Annotated in this window: 17 protein-coding genes; 5 read left to right on the top strand and 12 right to left on the bottom strand. The window is 72.4% G+C overall.

All coding sequences use genetic code 11. The features are described from left to right. Positions 1 to 86: 86 nt before the first annotated feature. On the top strand, positions 87 to 539 hold the full coding sequence (locus ACWDGI_RS40355) for an ATP-binding protein (protein ID WP_360488946.1): 453 nt from the start codon (positions 87 to 89) through the stop codon (positions 537 to 539). Here ACWDGI_RS40355 and ACWDGI_RS40350 read toward each other — a convergent pair. The 3 genes from ACWDGI_RS40350 to ACWDGI_RS40340 all read right to left on the bottom strand — a co-directional run bounded on the left by ACWDGI_RS40350 (position 499) and on the right by ACWDGI_RS40340 (position 4417). After that, positions 499 to 1941, bottom strand: a complete 1443-nt coding sequence (locus ACWDGI_RS40350; protein WP_450767973.1) for an amino acid permease — start codon at positions 1939 to 1941, stop codon at positions 499 to 501. The two genes, ACWDGI_RS40355 and ACWDGI_RS40350, sit on opposite strands and share 41 nt — an antisense overlap. Before the next feature lie 126 nt (positions 1942 to 2067). After that, positions 2068 to 3075 carry an ornithine carbamoyltransferase gene (argF, locus tag ACWDGI_RS40345; protein ID WP_450767971.1) on the bottom strand — a complete coding sequence of 336 codons (1008 nt, stop codon included), beginning with the start codon at positions 3073 to 3075 and terminating at the stop codon, positions 2068 to 2070. Between the two features lie 118 nt (positions 3076 to 3193). Further along, positions 3194 to 4417, bottom strand: a complete 1224-nt coding sequence (locus ACWDGI_RS40340; protein ID WP_450767969.1) for an arginine deiminase — start codon at positions 4415 to 4417, stop codon at positions 3194 to 3196. Between the two features lie 128 nt (positions 4418 to 4545). Between ACWDGI_RS40340 and ACWDGI_RS40335 the strand changes: the two genes are divergently transcribed. Both ACWDGI_RS40335 and ACWDGI_RS40330 read left to right on the top strand, forming a co-directional pair. After that, positions 4546 to 5649, top strand: a complete 1104-nt coding sequence (locus tag ACWDGI_RS40335; RefSeq protein ID WP_450767967.1) for an SPFH domain-containing protein — start codon at positions 4546 to 4548, stop codon at positions 5647 to 5649. 226 nt (positions 5650 to 5875) lie between these two features. After that, positions 5876 to 6769: a hypothetical protein gene (locus ACWDGI_RS40330; protein ID WP_450767965.1), complete on the top strand. Its 894-nt coding sequence runs from the start codon at positions 5876 to 5878 to the stop codon at positions 6767 to 6769. Between the two features lie 18 nt (positions 6770 to 6787). On the opposite strand, the gene ACWDGI_RS40325 is transcribed toward ACWDGI_RS40330, so the two are convergent. The 8 genes from ACWDGI_RS40325 to ACWDGI_RS40290 form a co-directional block, all read right to left on the bottom strand. Then, a complete protein-coding gene (locus ACWDGI_RS40325) occupies positions 6788 to 9331 on the bottom strand; it encodes a polynucleotide kinase-phosphatase (protein ID WP_450767963.1) in 2544 nt (847 codons plus the stop codon). Further along, positions 9328 to 10848 carry a 3' terminal RNA ribose 2'-O-methyltransferase Hen1 gene (locus ACWDGI_RS40320; RefSeq protein ID WP_450767961.1) on the bottom strand — a complete coding sequence of 507 codons (1521 nt, stop codon included), beginning with the start codon at positions 10846 to 10848 and terminating at the stop codon, positions 9328 to 9330. The genes ACWDGI_RS40325 and ACWDGI_RS40320 overlap by 4 nt, the downstream gene beginning before the upstream one ends. Before the next feature lie 113 nt (positions 10849 to 10961). After that, positions 10962 to 11894: a DUF4232 domain-containing protein gene (locus ACWDGI_RS40315; RefSeq protein WP_450767959.1), complete on the bottom strand. Its 933-nt coding sequence runs from the start codon at positions 11892 to 11894 to the stop codon at positions 10962 to 10964. 99 nt (positions 11895 to 11993) lie between these two features. Then, a complete protein-coding gene (locus ACWDGI_RS40310; protein ID WP_450767957.1) occupies positions 11994 to 12917 on the bottom strand; it encodes an LLM class F420-dependent oxidoreductase in 924 nt (307 codons plus the stop codon). Between the two features lie 479 nt (positions 12918 to 13396). Beyond that, complete coding sequence (locus ACWDGI_RS40305; RefSeq protein ID WP_360488929.1) at positions 13397 to 13855, bottom strand: DUF6099 family protein; 459 nt, start codon at positions 13853 to 13855, stop codon at positions 13397 to 13399. A 195-nt stretch (positions 13856 to 14050) separates the two neighbouring features. Next, a complete protein-coding gene (locus ACWDGI_RS40300; RefSeq protein ID WP_450767955.1) occupies positions 14051 to 14383 on the bottom strand; it encodes a nucleotide pyrophosphohydrolase in 333 nt (110 codons plus the stop codon). Continuing rightward, complete coding sequence (locus ACWDGI_RS40295) at positions 14380 to 15510, bottom strand: ATP-binding protein (protein WP_450767953.1); 1131 nt, start codon at positions 15508 to 15510, stop codon at positions 14380 to 14382. The genes ACWDGI_RS40300 and ACWDGI_RS40295 overlap by 4 nt, the downstream gene beginning before the upstream one ends. Before the next feature lie 699 nt (positions 15511 to 16209). Then, complete coding sequence (locus tag ACWDGI_RS40290; protein WP_360488923.1) at positions 16210 to 16599, bottom strand: cell division protein SepF; 390 nt, start codon at positions 16597 to 16599, stop codon at positions 16210 to 16212. Between the two features lie 292 nt (positions 16600 to 16891). On the opposite strand from ACWDGI_RS40290, the gene ACWDGI_RS40285 reads away from it, so the two are divergent. Continuing rightward, positions 16892 to 18634 carry a hypothetical protein gene (locus ACWDGI_RS40285; protein ID WP_450768009.1) on the top strand — a complete coding sequence of 581 codons (1743 nt, stop codon included), beginning with the start codon at positions 16892 to 16894 and terminating at the stop codon, positions 18632 to 18634. On the opposite strand, the gene ACWDGI_RS40280 is transcribed toward ACWDGI_RS40285, so the two are convergent. Then, positions 18615 to 19130, bottom strand: coding sequence for a YceI family protein (locus ACWDGI_RS40280; RefSeq protein ID WP_450767951.1), 516 nt, complete (start codon positions 19128 to 19130; stop codon positions 18615 to 18617). The genes ACWDGI_RS40285 and ACWDGI_RS40280 overlap by 20 nt on opposite strands. A gap of 100 nt (positions 19131 to 19230) precedes the next feature. On the opposite strand from ACWDGI_RS40280, the gene ACWDGI_RS40275 reads away from it, so the two are divergent. Continuing rightward, positions 19231 to 19728, top strand: coding sequence for a MarR family winged helix-turn-helix transcriptional regulator (locus ACWDGI_RS40275; protein ID WP_450767949.1), 498 nt, complete (start codon positions 19231 to 19233; stop codon positions 19726 to 19728). Positions 19729 to 19818 lie beyond the last annotated feature (90 nt).

The following is a 19818-nucleotide window of genomic DNA, read 5'->3' as shown; positions in this document are numbered from 1 at the left end:
GCGCCCGGGGCCCGCCGACAGGCTCTGGGACGGGACCCGTACCATTCCTACAGTTGAAAGCAGGACAAGCAGTGATCGCCTGCGCCATGAACGGAATCGCCGTGTACGAACCACCTTCCGCCGCCGCCTCCTGGCGCATCGCGCTGCCGCACACCGTCGCGGCCGTGCCGGTCGCCCGTGCCCTGGTGCGTTCGGCGATGGAGGAGGCCGACCACCCGGCGGACCCCGACACCGCCGAGCTGCTCACCGCGGAACTGGTCGCCAACGCCGTCGAGCACACCGCCGGCAAGGGGCCGATAGAGCTGGTGGTCGAGCTGATGCCGGGCGGCTGCAAGGTCGAGGTGCACGACCCGGACCCGGCGCCGCCGGGCCACCTGACCCGTCCGGTGATCGAGGAGCCCGATCCCATGGACGAGGGCGGGCGCGGTCTGCTGCTGATCCGCGCCCTCAGCGCGTCCTGCGGGCACCGCCCCACCGAGTCCGGCAAGGCGGTGTGGTTCAGGCTTCCTGTAGTACCGCGTCAGTGGCGTCCGGCGTGACCGCGTCGCTCGCAGCAACGGCCAGCGTGGATTTCCGGCGCCCGTAGCCGACGTAGACCAGCAGGCCCACGACCAGGAAGACGGCGAACTGGATCCAGGTCGCCCACCCGGTCTCGTACATCAGGTACAGGCAGAAACCGACGCCCAGCAGCGGTACGGCCGGGTAGAGCGGCACCCGGAAGGTGCGGGCGAGGGACGGTTCGCGACGGCGCAGGGCGATCACCGCGATGTTCACCACCGCCATGATCGCGAGGGTGCCGATGGTGCACAGGTTCATCACCGCGTCCAGCGAGGCGAAGGCCGCCGGCAGCGCGAAGACGCCCGCGACGATCAGGGTCCCGGCGACCGGGGTGGCGGTCTTCGGGGAGACCTTCTCGAAGACGCGCGGGATCAGCCCGTCCCGGGACATGGACATGAGGATGCGGGTCTGGCCGTACATCACCGCGAGGACGACGGAGGCGATGGCGACGACCGCGCCGAAGGCGATCACACCGCCGCCGATCGTGGACCCGGTGACCTGGTTGACGACGTAGGACAGGGCCGCGGGACGCCCGGCCACCTCGGCGCCGCCGATGGCGCCGGTCGCGGCCAGCGCGACCGCGCAGTAGAGCAGCGTGACCACGCCCATGCAGACGAGGATCGCGACCGGGATGTCCCGGCGCGGGTTCTTCGCCTCCTCGCCGGCCGTGGTGATCGCGTCGAAGCCGATGTAGGAGAAGAACGCGGCGGTGGTGCCGGCGCCGATGCCGCCGAGCCCGGCCGGGGAGAACGGCACGAGGTTGCCGTCCTTGAAGGCGCTGAAGCCGATCACGCAGAAGGCGACCAGGATGACGAGCTTCACGGCCGCCATCGCGGCGGTCGCCCGGGCGCTCTCCCGGACCCCGCGCACCAGCAGCACGGCGGCCATCGCGATGACGATCACGGCGGGGAGGTTGACGATCCCGCCGTCGCCGGGGCCCGCGGACAGGGCGTGCGGGAGCTGGAGGCCGGTGAGGCTGTGCAGCAGTTCGTTGACGTACTGGCTCCAGCCGACCGCGACGGCCGAGATCGAGACGCCGTACTCCAGCAGCAGGCACCAGCCGACCAGGAAGGCCGTGGTCTCGCCGAGACCGGCGTAGGCGAAGGAGTACGACGATCCGGAGACCGGGATGGCGCCGCCCAGCTCGGCGAAGGAGAGGGCGGTGAAGACGCAGGTGATCGCGGCGAGGACGAACGAGACGACGACGGCCGGACCGGCCTGGGCGACCGAGTCGGAGAGCCCGACGAAGATGCCGGTGCCGACGATCGCGCCGATGCCGAAGCAGATCAGCTGGAAGAGGCCCATGGTGCGGCGGAGGCCGTGGCCCGCGCGGTCGGCGCCGGATTCGGCGACCAGCAGGTGGGGGGACTTGATGCGGGGCATGCGGGTGGTGCTCGTTTCTGGTGGTGCGGGTGCGATCCGGGTCGGTCGCCGTGGCGGCCGCGGCAGGGGTGGGCCGGGCCGCCGGAAAGAATAAGGCCTGGTGAGGCCTGAGCGTTACGGCGGCGGTCAGCCGAGCGTGGCCACCAGCACCGCCTTGATGGTGTGCATCCGGTTCTCGGCCTCGTCGAAGACGACCGAGTGCTCGGACTCGAACACCTCGTCGGTGACCTCCAGCTCGGTCAGTCCATGGCGCTCGAAGATCTCCCGGCCGATGTCGGTGCCCAGGTCGTGGAAGGCCGGCAGGCAGTGCAGGAACTTGACGTCGGGGTTGCCGCTGGCGCGCAGCACGTCCATGGTCACGGCGTAGGGACCGAGCAGGGCGATCCGCTCGTCCCAGACCTCCTTGGGCTCGCCCATCGACACCCATACGTCGGTGGCGACGAAGTCGGCGCCGCGTACGCCCTCCTTGACGTCCTCGGTGAGCGTGATGCGGGCGCCGGACGCCTCGGCGAGCCGCTCGGCCAGCTCGACGATGGTGCCGTCCGGCCACAGCAGCCGGGGCGCCACGATCCGCACGTCCATGCCGAGCAGGGCGCCGGTGACGAGGTAGGAGTTGCCCATGTTGTAGCGGGCGTCGCCGAGGTAGGCGAAGGCCATCCCGGTGAGCGGCTTGTCGCTGTGCTCGGTCATGGTGAGCACGTCGGCGAGCATCTGGGTGGGGTGCCACTCGTCGGTGAGGCCGTTGTAGACGGGCACCCCGGCGAACGCGGCCAGCTCCTCCACGACACCCTGCCCGTGCCCGCGGTACTCGATGGCGTCGAACATCCGGCCGAGGACCCGGGCGGTGTCCTTCACCGACTCCTTGTGCCCGATCTGCGAACCGGCCGGGTCGAGGTAGGTGGTGACGGCCCCCTGGTCGGCGGCGGCCACCTCGAAGGCGCAGCGGGTGCGGGTGGAGGTCTTCTCGAAGACCAGCGCGATGTTCTTGCCGCGCAGGTACTGCGTCTCGGCCCCGGCCTTCTTGGCCGCCTTCAGCTCGGCGGCCAGCCCGACCAGCCCGCGGAACTCCTCCTGGGTGAAGTCCAGCTCCTTGAGGAAGTGGCGGCCGGCGAGGGCGGTCGGGACTGTCGCCATGGGGGCGCTCCAGCAGTAGAGGTCGACGCGGGGACTTTTGGAAGTCTATACGACGTGACACATTTCTATACAGCCACCTGTCGAGATCGTCCTATGGTCCTCACTCGCCTTGTGGCCCTCACACGGCGTCCCGCTCCACCGGGCAGCTCATGCAGCGCGGCCCGCCCCGCCCCCGGCCCAGTTCGCTGCCCGGGATCTCGATCACCTCGATGCCCTGCTTGCGCAGATGGGTGTTGGTGGTGGAGTTGCGCTCGTAGGCGACGACCACACCGGGTTCGACGGCGAGGACGTTGCAGCCGTCGTCCCACTGCTCGCGCTCGGCCGCGTGCACGTCCTGGGTGGCGGTGAGGACCCGGATCTCGCTGAGGCCGAGGGCGGCGGCGATCGCGCGGTGCATGTGCTCCGGCGGATGATCGGTGACCTTGAGCTCCTTCTCGCCGGCGCCCGGTTCGATGGTGTACGAGCGGAGCATGCCGAGCCCGGCGTACTGGGTGAAGGTGTCGCGGTCGACCATCGTCATCACCGTGTCGAGGTGCATGAAGGCGCGCCGCTTCGGCATGTCCAGGGCCACGATCGTCTGCGCGGAGCCCGCCGCGAACAGCTTGTGCGCGAGCATCTCCACGGCCTGCGGGGTGGTGCGCTCGCTCATCCCGATCAGGACCGCGCCGCTGCCGATCACCAGGACGTCGCCGCCCTCGATGGTGGAGGGATAGGCGGCCTGTCCCTCCGACCAGACATGGAACGTTTCGCCACGGAAGAGCGGGTGGTGCCGGTAGATCGCCTCGAAGTGCACGGTCTCGCGCTGCCGGGCCGGCCAGCGCATCGCGTTGATGGAGACGCCGTCGTAGACCCAGGCGGAGGTGTCCCGGGTGAAGAGGTGGTTGGGGAGCGGTTCCAGGAGGAAGTCGTCGAGGTCCATGACGTGGAAGCGGACCGAGGTGGGCTCCGTGTGCCCGTCCAGGAACTCCCGCTTGGTCATGCCGCCGACCAGCGCCTCGGCCAGCTGGGGCGCGGGCAGGTTCTCGAAGGCGGCGCGCAGGTGGTCGGTGGCGAGCGGGCCGTACTCCTTCTCGTCGAAGACCCGGTCCAGGACGAGGGTGCGAGCAGCCGGGATCGCCAGCGTCTCGGTGAGCAGGTCGCCGAAGAGATGGACGGCGACCCCGCGGTCCCGGAGCACGTCCGCGAAACCGTCGTGCTCGGCCCTGGCCCGGCGCACCCACAGGAGGTCGTCGAAGAGAAGGGCGTCCTTGTTGCTGGGGGTGAGCCTTTTGAGCTCCAGATCCGGCCGGTGCAGGATGACGCGGCGCAGCCGCCCGGCTTCGGAGTCGACATGGAATCCCATGACTCCATCCTGACCATCGCGGACCGGGTTCACCCCCAGGTCGACCGTTTCTTGTTCTCGTCCTCTTGACGACAAGCGGAACGGACGGGATTATTGTCATGCTGACTCTAAATCACGAGGGGGGCATCATGGCCGACATCACCCGGCGGCTGGGCCGGCGCCATCTGCGCGGGGCACCGACGGCGCACATCAGACATCACCGCGGCGGGAAGCTCCTGCACGACGGACCGGGCATCAGCTTCTGGTTCCGCGCGCTCACCGCGGCGATCTCCGAGATACCGGTCGACGACCGCGAGCTGGCGATGACCTTCCACGCCCGTACGGCCGACTTCCAGGACGTGTCGGTGCAGGCGACGGTCACCTACCGCGTCGGCGACCCGGCGCTGGCGGCCGCCCGCCTCGACTTCTCGATCGATCCCGACACCGGAGCCTGGCGCGGCACCCCGCTGGAACAGCTGGGCACCCTGCTCACCGAGACGGCCCAGCAGCACGCACTGGCCGTGCTGGCCCGCACCCCGCTGGCGGCGGCGCTGGTCGACGGGGTGGCGGCGGTCCGGGAACGGATCGCCGAGGGACTCGGCGCGGAGCCCCGGCTGCCGGCCACCGGGATCGAGGTGGTGGCCGTGCGGGTGATGGCGCTGCGGCCCGAACCCGAGGTGGAGCGGGCGCTGCGCACCCCGGCCCGCGAGCAGATCCAGCAGGAGGCCGACCGGGCCACCTACGAGCGGCGGGCGGTGGCCGTCGAGCGGGAGCGGGCGATCGCTGAGAACGAGCTGGCCAGCCAGATCGAACTGGCCCGCCGCGAGGAGCAGTTGGTCGAGCAGCGGGGCACCAACGCACGGCGCGAGGCGGAGGAGCACGCGGCGGCCGACGCGGTGCGCGCGGAGGCGGAGGCCGCGAGGTCGGTGAAGCTGGCGGAGGCCGAGGCGGCGCGCACGGTACGGCTCGCGGAGGCGGAGGCGGCCCGGTCCGTGAAGCTGGGCGAGGCCGAGGCGGCCCGGGCGGTCACGCTCGCGCGGGCCGAGGCCGAGGGGGCCCGGGAGACCGGCGAGGCCCGGGCCGCGGCACAGGCGGCCTGGCTGCGGGTGCACGGCGAGGTGGACGTGGCCACGCTGCACGCCCTCACGGGCACGCGGCTCGCCGAGAACCTGCCGCGCATCGACAGCGTGACCGTGTCGCCGGACGTGCTGACGGGGCTGCTGGCGAAGCTGGGCTCGACGGAGGGAGCGTGAACGCGGCCCACAGCTCACCGTCAGGAGACGACACACACCGCGCAGCCACCGACTCGGCGACACCCCGACCGACCGACCCACCGAGGCCCGCCGCCCCGCTCGGCCGAACCCCCGTCGAGAAGGACACCGAAAGCACGGCCCCCCACCGGACCGCGGCACCAGCCACACCCCGGCCCGCCGGCCCACCGAGGGCCGCCCGGCTCGGGCGGGTGCAGGAGGGGGCGGCATGAGCCTCGCGCCCCGGGTGGTGCTCGTGCACCGCACCACCGAGTACGACGAGTTGGTGGCCCACCACGGGACCCACGGGCAGGCCGCCTTCTTCCTCTCCTCCCGCGGGCGGGACATCGAGGAGGTCGCCGAGCGGCACCGCCGGACCGGGCGGGCGCTGGCCGAGGTGGCCTCGGCGATTCCGCTGACCTGGCGCCAGGCCCGGGTCGAGCGGGCCGACCTGGACCGTTTCCTGTTCGGGCCCGAGGACGTGGTGGTCGTGGTCGGCCAGGACGGGCTGGTGGCGAACGTGGCCAAGTACCTGGACGGCCAGCCGGTGATCGGCATCGACACCGACCCCGGCCGCAACCCCGGTGTGCTGGTACGGCACCGGCCCGAGCATGCGGCCCTGCTGCTGGCCTCGTTCGAGGCCACGCGCGCCGACGAGCTGACGATGGTCGAGGCGGTGGCCGACGACACCCAGCGGCTCGTGGCGCTCAACGAGATCTATCTGGGAACCGCCGGTCATCAGACCGCCCGATACCGCCTGGGCCTCGAGGACGACGGGGGTGTCGTCGAGGCCCAGGCTTCCTCCGGGGTGCTGGTGGGCACCGGTACGGGGGCCACCGGCTGGCTGCGTTCGGTGTGGCAGGAGCGGGGCGCCCGGCTGACGCTGCCCTCCCCCACCGAGGACCGCCTGCTGTGGTTCGTCCGGGAGGCCTGGCCGTCACCGGCGACCGGGACCTCCCTGGTCGCCGGTGAACTCACCGCCTCGGCGGCCCTGACCCTCACGGTCGAGTCGGACCGGCTGATCGCCTTCGGCGACGGCATCGAGACCGACGCCCTGGAGCTGACCTGGGGGCAGACGGTGAGGGTCGGAGCCTGCGCCCACCGGCTCCGGCTGGTCGGCTGACCCCGGTCCCGGCCGGCCTCACAGCCGGGGGTCGACCGGCTCCGACTCGAGGGCCAGCACCCCGAACACCGCCTCGTGTATCCGCCACAGCGGCTCGCCTTCCGCGAGGCGGTCCAGGGCCTCCAGACCCAGCGCGTACTCGCGGATCGCCAGGGACCGCTTGTGGTTGAGGAACCGGTTGCGCAGCCGGGCCAGGTTGTCGGGGCGGGTGTACTCGGGACCGTAGATGATCCGCAGGTACTCACGGCCCCGGCACTTGATCCCGGGCTGGACCAGCCGGCCCTTCGGGTCGCGCACCACCGCCCCGAGCGGCTTGACGACCATGCCCTCGCCGCCCCGGCCGGTCATCTCCAGCCACCAGTCGACACCGGTCCGCACCGACTCCGGGTCCCCGGTGTCGACGTACAGGCGCCGGGTGGTCCGGAGCAGGCCGCTCGGGTCGTTCTCCACCAGCCGGTCCAGGAGGGCGAGTTGCTCGTCGTGCGGGAGCGCGGCGAGGCTGCGGCCCTGCACCGCCAGGATCTGGAAGGGGGCCAGGTGCACCCCGTCCAGGCCCTCGGTGGTCCAGCAGTACTGGCGGTAGGCGTCGGTGAACGCGGCGGCGTCGGCTGCGCGTCCACGCTGCCGGGAGAGCAGCCCGCTGACGTCCACACCGCGCGCCGAGGCGCCCTCCAGGGCGGCCAGCGCGCCCGGGAACACCGCGCCGGAGGCGGCGCCCACCGCCGCGTACTGGGTGCGCAGCAGGCCGCCGGCCTTGAGCGACCAGGGCAGCAGTTCGGCGTCGAGGAGGAGCCAGTCGGTGGCGAGTTCGTCCCAGAGTCCGGCCGCGTCGACCGCGGCGCGGATCCGGCCGAGGATCTCCTCCGTGACCGACTCGTCGTCGAGGAACGGGCGTCCGGTGCGGGTGTAGAGGGAGCCGGTGGGGCCGGGCGCGACACCGAAGCGCCGGTGTGCCACCTCCGCGTCCCGGCACACCAGGGCCACCGCCCGCGAGCCCATGTGCTTCTCCTCGCACACGACCCGGGCGACCCCGTCCTGCGCGTACTGCGCGAAGGCCTCGGCCGGGTGCTCCAGATAGCCCTCGACGTGACTCGTGGCGGTGGGAGCCATCGTCGGGGGCAGGTACGGCAGCAGACCCGGGTCGATCGCGAAGCGGCTCATCACCTCCAGGGCGGCCGCCGCGTTCTCCTCACGGACCGCGATCCGGCCCTGGTACCGGGTCTCCACGACCCGCCGGCCCTGCACGTCCGCCAGGTCGAGCGGGCGCCCGTCCTGGCCGCCGGGCGCCTCGGCGCGCAGTGGCCGGGCCGGCTCGTACCAGACCCGCTCCGCCGGTACGTCGACCAGCTCCCGCTCCGGCCAGCGCAGCGCGGTCAGCTTGCCGCCGAAGACGGCGCCGGTGTCCAGGCAGATGGTGTTGTTCAGCCAGCTCGCCTCCGGGACCGGAGTGTGGCCGTAGACGACGGCCGCCCGGCCCCGGTAGTCCTCGGCCCAGGGGTAGCGCACCGGGAGGCCGAACTCGTCGGTCTCGCCGGTGGTGTCGCCGTACAGCGCGTGCGAGCGGACCCGGCCGGAGGTGCGGCCGTGGTACTTCTCGGGCAGGCCGGCGTGGCAGACGACCAGCTTCCCGCCGTCGAGGACGTAGTGGCTGACCAACCCGTCGATGAACTCCCGTACCTGCTGGGTGAACTCCTCGCTCTCGCCGTCCATCTGCTCGATGGTCTCGGCGAGTCCATGGGTGTGCTGGACCTTGCGGCCCTTGAGATGACGCCCGTACTTGTTCTCGTGGTTGCCGGGCACGCACAGGGCGTTGCCCGCCTTCACCATCGACATCACCCGGCGCAGCACGCCCGGGCTGTCCGGGCCGCGGTCGACGAGGTCGCCGACGAACACGGCGGTACGGCCGTCGGGGTGCACGCCGTCGGCGTAGCCCAACTTGCCGAGCAGGGCCTCCAGTTCGGAGGCGCAGCCGTGGATGTCACCGACGATGTCGAAGGGTCCGGTGAGGTGGGTCAGGTCGTTGAAGCGCTTCTCGGTGACGACGGTCGCCGACTCGGCCTCCTCGACCCCGCGCAGGAGGTGCACCTTGCGGAAGCCCTCGCGCTCCAGATGCCTGAGGGAACGCCGGAGTTCGCGGATGTGGCGCTGGATGACCCGGCGGGGCATGTCGGCGCGGTCGGCGCGGGCCGCGTTGCGCTCGGCGCACACCTCCTCGGGGATGTCCAGGACGATGGCGATGGGCAGCACGTCGTACTGCCTGGCCAGGTCGATCAGCCGGCGCCGGGACTCCTGCTGCACGCTGGTCGCGTCGACGACCGCACGGCGGCCGGCCGCCAGGCGCTTGCCCACGATGTAGTGCAGCACGTCGAAGGCGTCCTTCGTGGCGCCCTGGTCGTTCTCGTCGTCGGAGACCAGTCCCCGGCAGAAGTCGGAGGAGATCACCTCGGTCGGCTTGAAGTGGCGGCGCGCGAAGGTGGACTTGCCGGAGCCGGAGGCGCCGACGAGGACTACCAGGGAGAGGTCGGTGACGGGCAGGACCCGTCCAGCTGTCTGCTCGGTCATGCTGCCTTCGCCTCCTTCACGGCGGGAGCGGTGGTGGTCGTCCCGGTGGTGGTCGTCCCGGTCGTGGTCATCTCGGCTGTGCTCATCTCGAAGACAGCCATCTGGGTGGGCGGCCCGACCTCGGGGTCGTCCGGGCCCACGGCGATGAACTCGACCTGGTAGCCGTGGCGTTCGGCGACCCGGGCGGCCCAGGAGCGGAACTCCTCGCGGGTCCACTCGAAGCGGTGGTCGCCGTGTCGGACGTGTCCGGCGGGGAGGGTCTCCCAGCGGACGTTGTACTCGACGTTCGGCGTGGTCACCAGGACCGTGCGCGGGCGGGCGGCGCCGAACACGGCGTACTCCAGGGCGGGCAGCCGGGGCAGGTCGAGGTGCTCGACGACCTCGCTGAGCACGGCGGCGTCGTACCCCTTGAGCCGCTGGTCGGTGTAGGCGAGCGAGCCCTGGAAGAGCTTGACGCGGGCCGCCTGCCGCTCACCCATGCGGTCCAGCTTGAGCCGGCGTGCGGCGATGGTGAGCGCGCGCACCGACACGTCGACGCCGACGATCTCGGTGAAGGCGGGGTCCTTCAGCAACTCCTGCACCAACTGGCCCTGCCCGCAGCCGAGGTCGAGAACCCGGGCGGCGCCGGACCGGCGCAGCGCGCCGAGGATCGCCGCCCGGCGCTGCACCGCGAGCGGCGCCGGCTTCTCCTCCGCCTCCGTCTCCTCCTCGACCGCGTTGTCGATCTCCTCGACCTCGCTGTCGTCGGTCTCGGCGAGCCGCACCAGCTCCAGCCGCTCCATCGCCTGCCGGGTCAGCGACCAGCGGCGGGAGAGATAGCGAGTGGTGATGAGCTTCTGCTCGGGGCGGCCGGGCAGCCAGCCCTCGCCGGCCCGCAGCAGTTTGTCGACCTCCTCGGCGGACACCCAGTAGTGCTTGGCGTCGTCGAGGACGGGGAGCAGGACGTAGAGGTGGCGCAGCGCCTCGGCGAGGGTCAGCGCCTCGGACTCCAGGACGAGACCGACGTACCGCGAGTCGCCCCACTCGGGGAACGCGGTGTCCAGGGCGACCGGTTCGGCGGTCACCGTCCAGCCGAGCGGCTCGAAGAGGCGTCGTACCAGGTCGGGGCCGCCCCGTGCGGGCAGCGCCGGGACCTCTACGCGCAGCGGCCTGGTCTGCTCCGGGGCTTCGGGACGGGCCCGGCACACACCGCGCATCGCGCTGGAGAAGACGTTGCCGATCGCCACGGACAGCAGCGAGGAGGCCGCGTACGGGCGGTCGTTGACGTACTGCGCGAGCGCCGCGTCGGGTGCCCCGCCGCGTCCCTTGCCCTTGCCGCGCCGGACCAGCGCCACCGCGTCGACCTCCAGGAGCAGCGCGGCAGTGCAGCGCCCGGCATCCGCCTCGGGGTAGAAGACGTGCGCGATGCCGTAGGAGGTCGAGAACGTCTGCGCGTTGTCGGGATGCTTGTGCAGCAGGAACCCGAGGTCGGTCGCGGGACGTTCGGGGGTGCCGGTGGTGGTGATCGTCAGGAACACGGTGGGTCGCCTCGAAAAGGGTCCGGAAACAGTGCGAAAGCGCTGGTCGTGCGCTTGTGCGCGATTCCAACGTACAGACGGCCGCCGTAAAGGGCCGCCGATTTTCGCCCGCGTTACCGGTCGGCCCGCCGCCACGCGCCGACGGCGAGCTTCGCCGTGGTCCCGAGATCCAGGCCGGGGGTCACCATGACGGGCGCGGCGCCCGGCTTCGCCAGGACCCGGACGTAGGGCACGTTCACCGGTGTGCCCGCCAGCGTCGTGTTGCGCCAGATCAGGCCGGAGAGGGCGGTCTCACCGGGTTTCAGGACGAGCGGGACGGGCGGACCGTCGAAGCCGGTTCCCGAGGCGATGGCCGCGCCGCCGTGCAGGACGCGTATGCCGTCGACGGGGCGGCGGTTGTCGTCCAGGAGGCTCAGCTCCGGGTAGCCGTCTAGCGGATAGTCCCGCTTTCCGCAGTTCTCCAGGTGGAGGCCGACGACGCGCAGGCCCATCGCGGCGTCGCCGTCGTCGGCCCACAGCCGCACGCCCGAGGAGGGACAGGCACCCGTCCGGGACGGCGCCTCGCCGGCGGGGACCTTTCTGACCTCGGCGACCTTCACCCGGGTCACCGGGGAGGCACCGGGGGCGAGCACGCCCAGGTCGACGGTTCCGCTGGTGCTGCGGCCCGGTTCGACGCCGCGCACGGTCACCTTCCGGGAGCCCATGACAGCGCCGGTGTCCGTCGTGAAGTCGAAGAGCACGGTGTAGGTCATGGCTTCGCCGCCGTCGTTGCTGACCCGGTAGGCGGCGGAGATGCCGGAGTCACCGGCCCCGGGCAGCGGGTCCGCGTGCACCCGGCCCGGTGTGGCGGACGGGGTCGGGGAGGCGGTGGGGACGGTGACCGAGGTGATCCGTACACCGTCCACCGGCGGGTCGGTGACGGTGGCGCGGGGTGCCGGGACGTCCGCGCCTGCGCCACGGTTGGTGTCCGCGTGCTCCGCGCCGCATGCCGTGGCCAGGAGAAGGGCGGCGGCGGGGGCGAGGAGACGGGGGCGAGGTCTGCGCATCCGGCCACCTCATCAGGGCGGACCCCGAACGACTGTGGTGGAAGCCATAGTTCCGGTCACAGCCGCGTCACAGCTGACCGGATGCGCGGCCCGGGTCGGTTACGACAGCTGCGACTGGACCTGGGCGGAGATCAGCTCCAGGTGGTCCAGGTCGGACAGGTCGAGGATCTGGAGGTAGAAGCGCCGCGCGCCGATCTCCGCATAGCGGCCGATCTTGTCGACGACCTCCGCCGGGGTACCCGCCAGGCCGTTCGTCTTCAGCTCGTCGACCTCACGGCCGATCGCGGCGGCACGGCGGGCGACCTCCTGGTCGTCCTTGCCGACGCAGGCCACGAGGGCGTTGGAGTACGTCAGGTCGTCGCCCTTGCGGCCGGCCGCCTCGGCGGCGGCACGCACCCGGCCGAACTGGGCCGCGCTGTCCTCGACCGAGGCGAACGGCATGTTGAACTCGTCCGCGTACCGGGCGGTCAGCTTCGGGGTGCGGGTGGCGCCGTGGCCGCCGATCAGCACCGGGATCCGCGCCTGGGCGGGCTTGGGCAGCGCGGGCGAGCCGGTGAGGTCGTAGTAGGTGCCGTGGAAGTCGAAGGTCTCGCCGAGCTTGGTCTCCCACAGCCCGGTGACGATCGCCAGCTGCTCCTCCAGACGGCCGAACTTCTCCTTCGGGAAGGGGATGCCGTACGCCTTGTGCTCCTCCTCGAACCAGCCCGCGCCGAGGCCGAGTTCGACACGGCCGCCGGACATCTGGTCGACCTGGGCGACCTGGATGGCGAGCACGCCGGGCAGCCGGAAGGTGCCCGCGGTCATCAGGGTGCCCAGGCGGATCCGCTTGGTCTCGCGGGCGAGCCCGGCCAGCGTGATCCAGGCGTCGGTGGGGCCGGGCAGGCCGTCCGCGTCGCCCATCTTCAGGTAGTGGTCGGAGCGGAAGAAGGCGTCGAAGCCGAGCTCCTCGGTCGCCTTGGCGACGGTGAGGAGGGTGTCGTAGCTCGCGCCCTGCTGGGGCTCGGTGAAGATGCGAAGGTCCATGCGTCCATCCTGCACGGCCGCGGCCCCGTCAACCGCACCGGCACCGGCCGTCGCGCGCGTCCCCGCCAGGGTGAATGTCGTCAACGGCGGGGCGTGCGGCGGGGCGGGCCAGTGACCGGCCTCCGCGGTGATCGTTTGCCGGGAGGAGCCGGGCCGTCCGGCACCCGCGCCGGACGGTCCTCGCCGTCGCGCGCAGTTCGTGGCCCGCCGGCGGCGGGCCGGGGGGCCGAGGAGGCCGTCTTGTCCGAAGAGTCCGTTCCCAGCAGGGTGGCCCCGCCGGCCGGCCGAAGGGGCTGCTCCAGCAGATGGAGGAACTCATGGCGGCGCTGAACGCGGATCTGTCCGACCTCCACAAGGAGACGGGCTTCGCCGCCTCCGAATCCCAGGAGTGTTCGCGCGGCGCCGCGAGCGACTAGCCGTCAGGCGGGACTTGGCCACCACCCCGGCCGCCGCCTGCGCGTCGAGGCCGGTGCCGGGGGTCAGCCGTCGCGGACTTCCTCTCTGGCCGCCAGTTTGCGCAGCATCTCCAGTACCCGGTCCCGGGACTCGTCGGCCGCGTCGATGGCCTCCATGCACTGCCAGTACGTCGCCTCGTCGGCCGCCGCGCTGGCCATGCCGACCAGCGTGATGCCGACCTCGGCGAGGAGGCCGCCGAGGGAGAGAAGCGTGGCACGCGCGTCGTCCAGTTCGGTGAGCTGGGCGGCACGCAGGGTGCCGGGGTCCAGGTCAGGGGCGCCCAGAATCCCGCAGCCCCGGCCCGCCAGCTCGGTCAGGCCGAGGGCCTCGCCGCGCAGCTCGGGCGGCCCGGACACGGCCAGCCGGCTGCCGATCGCCTGGGCCAGGGCCTGGGCCTGCCACACCTCGGTCATCATCTCCGGTGCGCCGGCACCACTCGCCAGCGCCCGTCTGCTCGCCACGATGAGCCGCATCGCGTCCATCCGTCGCCCCGTCCCCGTCGGTCCGAACTGCCTTGCAGCATTCAGTAGTTCACTACCCAGAGTGAGGGTGCGCGAGACGTGGAGCCAGAGGAAGGGGGAAATCTGTGGACAACAATTCGGATTCGGGCGGCTTACCGGCTACCGAGCGTTATACCGGAGTACCGCACTCCCCCCGTGACCCTCCATGACCCTCCGTCAGGCGGGCGGGAACCGCTTCTCGTTGCGCTCGATCTTCGCGGCCAGCGCGGCCAGCGGGTCGATGTCCAGGACCCCGCAGAGCTGGAGCAGATAGGACAGGACGTCGGCGACCTCGTCCGTGACCTTGTGGGCGGTGTCGGGGTCGTCCATCACCCGGGCGGACTCCTCCGGGGTCAACCACTGGAAGATCTCGACCAGTTCGGAGGCCTCGACGCTGAGGGCGGCCACCAGGTTCTTGGGCGTGTGGTACTGCCGCCAGTCACGGGCGGCGGCGAACTCGGCCAGCCGGTGCTGGAGCTTCGCCACATCGAGGGGTTCTTCTTCGCTCACGCGTCCAGGTGTACCACTGTGATCGCCCCGGCTTCGGCGGCCCACGTCGCGTCGCTCACCGCGCCGACGAAGCGGATGTGACCGCGTTCGCCCATCAGGGCGGCGGTGCGCAGGAGTTCGGTGCGCTGGCGGGGGTCGAGGCAGCGGTCCGGGCCGTCGGCGAGGACGGTGAGGCTGCGCATGGCGTCGGGGACCTCACCGGGTGCGTCGACCTCCAGGACGCCGGGGCCGGTGAAGAGGACCAGGGCGAGGGCGAGATAGCGCAGCTCGCCGTCGCCGAGCCGCGCCAGCTCCGAGCGGTGGCCGTCGCCGCGGTCGAGCAGCGCCCGTACCGTGCCGTCGCCGAGCGGCTCGGCGAGCAGGTCGGTCACGGGGCCGGCGCAGCCGGTGCGCACCGCGTCGACGAGCAGTCCGTGCCGGCGGCCGCACTCGGAGCGGGTGCGCCACAGGACGTCGGCGAGGTTGTCGCAGCCGCGCAGCAGGCGCCCCGAGCCGGTGAGGACGGGGGCGCGCATACCCTCGGGGCGCGGGTCACAGGCGAACACGGACCGCAGGGCGACGACCATCTGCTCGGCGGCGGCGAGGACCTGGCGCTGCCCGTCGGTCTTCCCGGCCACGCGCAGCGGCAGCAGGGCGGTGCCGAGCCGGTCGTCGGGCAGCGGGGCCCTGGTCACCGGGGAACTGCCCGCCGTGTGCCAGGCGGCCTGCACGGCCCGCCGTCCGGGGTCGCGCAGGGCGGTCTCCAGCAGCACGAGGCCGCCGGCGGTCAACCGCTCCCCGACGATGCGGAGTTCGGGCTCGGCCTGCACGGCGACATCGAGCCGTACGGGCCCCTCGGCGCCGTCCACCGTACACCCGATCCGGAATCCCCGGCGCCGCTGCGCGTCGGGCCGCGCCCGCTCCGGCACCAGCGCCACCGGATCGGGGAACACCTCCGCGACCGAGGCCCCGCCCCCCAGCCGCGCCAGCGCCTCGTAGGCCGCGAGCACGGCGGACTTCCCACTGCCGCTGGGCCCGGCGAAGAGAGTGACCGGCCCCAGCGGAAAGCTCGCCCCCCGATGCCGCCCGAAAGCGGAGAGCCGAAGCTCGGTGACCCGGGGCCGCGGGTCGCGCCGGGGGGTGACCACGGAGGCCGCCGTGGGAGCGGCAGCGACGGAGTGAACGCCGGCCGGGCGGGCGGACGATGTCGCGGCGGCAGGCGCAGACGTGACGGACGAGGCACCCGACCGGCGGCCGGACGATGTCGCGGCGGCAGGCGCAGACGTGACGGACGAGGCACCCGACCGGCGGGCGGACGATGTCGCGGCGGCAGGCGCAGACGTGACGGAGGAGGCACCGGCCCGGCGGGCGGACGATGTCGCGGTGGGCGGACCGGCGGTTCCCGTGGCCGGCGGCTTCGCGCGGCGGTCCGACCGGGCGCGGGGTACCGTCTCCCGCGGTTCGGCGGGGGTGGCGGGGCGGGGCCCTCGGGGGCGCTCGGGTCCAGGGCCGTCGGCGAGCGTCGGGGCGCTCGGTGGTGCCGGTGGTGGCACGGCTTCGGACGGTGTCGGTGTGTCGCCTGGGCCGGAACCGGCGGTCGGGACGGGGCGGGACGCGGGCGAGGCGGAGGGCACGGCCATATGCGGACCGTAGGGCTCCGGACGATCGGTGAACCGTTCCGCCGACGGGACCTTCCTACGATCGGGGGATGCGCGCGCCATCACCCCATGGCCGACGCGCCGACCGCCACCCCCTCGGGCGAAGAGGTCCGCCGGCCGGGCCCCCTCCCCGGTCTCCGGCGAGTTGGTCGTGCGTCGGGTGGCGTGACCCTGCCGCCGGACGGGGCCTCAGCCCCCCGACACCCCCGCTCCCTCCATCAGCCCGCTGACCTCCGTGCCGGGCGGGGTGAGGAGGAAGACGTTGCGGTCCACCCGGTGCATTCCGCTCGCGAGGCCGAAGACGACGCCGGTGCTGAAGTCGAGGACCCGCTTGGCGGTCTCCGTCTCCGCGCCGGTCAGATCGAGCAGGACCGGTATCCCGGCCATCAGCGTCTCGGCGACCTCGCGCGCGTCGGCGAAGACGTTCACCCGCAGCACCACGAAACGGCGCCGCGTCTCGGTCTCCGCGTCCGGCAGCGCCCGATGGCCCACCGCCGACGGCCAGGCGTCCCGGCCCCGCAGCGGTACGACCTGGGCGAGCCCCTCCCACTGTTCATCGGTGACGTCGTAACGGCTCACCGGCTCCCCCTGACCTGACTCGCACTCGATGCCTGCACCAGCCAATTCTTACGCCAAGTCACCCGTTCGGCCCAACAGCGACACGAAGCGCGAACGACTGTGGGCACTCATGCGAGGAAGAGGGGATCTTGTCACTATTAGGGCAATTGCCGCGCATTGGGGGCTTCTTACCGCCCTCACACCGGACTCTTCTCCTCCTGCGACGCCCCGCTCACCGCCCGGGATTAGCGTCCGAGGCGTGCACTTGGCAGAAACACAACAGGTGACACCCGACCGGCGGACACAGTCGGCGGTGTCCGCCGCCCCGGGGGACACCCGAGATCCCGAAGGTCCCGGAGCCCCCGCACCCTGGCATCGCGTCCTGACCCTCCTCGCCGACATAGGTCTGTTCATCGGCACCCGCTCGTTCTGGACGCAGGCGGCCACGCACCACCTGGCCCTGGCGGCCCTGATCTCCGTCTGTTACGTCTCGATCCTGGTGACCGGCGTACTGACCCTGACGGTCCGCAGGACCCGCTCGCTGGCCCGCCTCGACCTGCTGGTCCTGCTCACGGCGGTGACCCTCACCCTGTGCGCCTGGGCGCTGAACCACAACGGCGGCGACGAGGGCGTCCTCACCACCCAGGCCGCCAGGGAACTCGTCGCCGGCCACGCCGTCTACGGGCAGCCCTGGCCCTGGCTGTTCCACGGCACGGGCATCGCCCTCACGCCGACCATAGGCGGCGGCTACGACTACACCTACGGCTATCCCCCGCTCGCCCCGCTGCTGACCGTCCCGCTGCTGTGGCTGGGCCACTCCGGCACCCCGGCGACGGCGGTGTGCACGGGCGCGCTGATCGCCGGCACGATCACGCTGTGGCGGATGCTCCCGGCGCCGTGGCGGTCCGCGGCGACGCTGGCCTGCCTGGGGTTCGGTTTCCTGTCGACGTACGCCCGGGTCGGCTACCCGGCGATCATCGGGCTGGCCCTGCTGATCCCGGTGGTGGTGCGGTGGCCGCGGACCGGTGCGGGCGGCCGGCTGGGCACGGCCGGCCTCGGCCGGGCCGCGTGCCTGGGTGCGGCCTGCGCGGCACAGCAACTGCCGTGGTTCGTGACGCCGTTCCTGCTGGCCGGGATCTACGCGGTGCGGCGCGGGGAGCTGGGCGGCCGGGCCGCCGCTCTGGTGGTGCTGCGGATCGCCGGCGTCGCCGTCACGGTCTGGCTGCTGATCAACACGTACTTCATCGTGTCCGAGCCCGGCCGCTGGCTGGGCGGGATCGCGCTGCCGCTGACCCAGGGCGCCGTGGTGCACGGCCAGGGCCTGGTGGACGTCACGCTGTACTTCACCGACGGCAGCGACCGCATCGACTGGTACTCGCACGCCAGCATGCTGCTCGCGGCGGCCCTGCTCGCCCTGTTCGTGCTGTTCGTACGGCGGCTCGGGCCGGTCGCGACCGTGCTGCCCTGGCTCGCCTTCTTCCTGGCGACCCGCTCCCAGGACGGCTACTACCTGCTGATGACCCCGCTGTGGCTGGCCGCCGCAGTCACCGCGCCGCTGCCGGAGTTCGAGCGTGCCTGGCAGCCGCGTCCGGCCTTCCTCACCGGGTCCCGCCGCCGGCCCGTCCTGGTCGCGACGGTCGCCCTGCTGTTCACCCCGGCGCTGGTGAGCGCGGCCCTCGCGGTGTCGGGCGGGCCGCCACTGCGGATGGAGATCACCGCCCTGCGCCGGGCCGAGCGGTCGGCCACGGTGGTCCGGGCGATGACGCTGAAGGTGGTGAACACCGGGAGCGCCCCGCTCACCCCGCACTACACGCTCACCACCGGTCAGGGCATGAGCAGGTACTGGCTGCTGGCAGGGGGCCCCGCGACGATTCCCGGGCACGGCACGGCGAGCGTCGAACTCCGGCCGCCGGACGGCCGGTTCGCCGTTCCCGCCAAGCCGGGCACCCGGATCCGGCTGCGCGCCTTCACGGCGGACCCGCAGACCCTGTCCAGCCAGTACGTCACGCTCGGCCGGACGGGCCCGGCACCGTCGGTCAGGCCGCCGCGCGGGTGAAGCGCAGGGTGGCGGTCACCGTGGTCGGGCCGCCCATCATGTGCATCTGGTTGAAGGTGACCCCGAACTCCTCGCGCGCCACCGTGAACTCGGTCTCCAGCGTCAGCCCGTCCGCGTCGGCCGAGACCAGCTTCGCGGTGACCTGCTGCGGCCTGCTGACGCCCCGGACGGTCAGCTGACCGTCGACGTGCACCGCGTCGCCCGCGCCCCGCTCGGCACCGCGCACCGCGAAGGTGATCTCCGGGTGGTTGGCGGCGTCGAAGAAGTCGGCCGAGCGCAGATGGTCGTCGCGCTTCTTGTTCTTGGTGTCCAGGGAGGCCGCGTCGATCGCCAGCGTGCCGGTGGCGCTGCCGTCGGCGGCGACCTCGCCCCGGCCGGTGACGCCCGTGAAGGTGCCCTTGACGGTGACCAGGCCCCACACCGACTTGTGCCGGACGGCGACGGTGGAGGCGGTCGGGTCGAGCTGCCAGAGGCCGGTTTCCACGGTGACGGTCATGGCCGTGCTCCGATCGACTAGTGGTTCAAATTTGGATGACTGCGGTACGGCTGCACGCTAGCCCAATATCCAAATTTGGACAACAGGTAGACTCGATGCCATGGCCGCCGCCCAGGAACACCCCGCAGAGCTGCCCGAATGCCCGTCCCAGGCGGGTGGCGGGCTGCTCCCGGACGAGCTGCGCGCCTGGATGCTCCTGCTGGCCGCGACCGGGGCGGTGGAGCAGCGGCTGCGGTCGGTCGTCAAGGAGAACCTGGACGTCTCGCACGACGAGTTCCTGATCCTGTGCCTGCTGGCCGAGCAGCCGCGCGAGGGCCTGCGGATGACCCGGATCGCCGAGCTGCTGGGCCGCCCCAAGACCCGCCTCACCTACCAGATCGCCTGCCTCCAGCACGCCGGCCTGGTCACCCGAAAGGCCGTCTGCGAGGACCGGCGGGGCATCGAGGTCGCCCTCACCGACAAGGCCCGGAGCCTCCTCGAGGACGCCTCCGCCACCCTCGCCGAGACGGTCGGGGAGGCGTTCGCCCACGTCATCGGAGCGGACCAGCGCGAGGCCCTGAGCGCGCTCGTGCCGAGGCTCGCCGAGGGCACGCGCTGACCGCACGAATCAGGCCACTTCCCCCTCGGGAGGCTCAGGTCACAACCACGGAGAGGGCAAGGTCACAGCCCCGTCACCCGTGCACTTTTG

The organism is Streptomyces sp. NPDC001220, from assembly GCF_053597895.1.
This window is presented reverse-complemented; position numbering and strand designations above follow the sequence as displayed.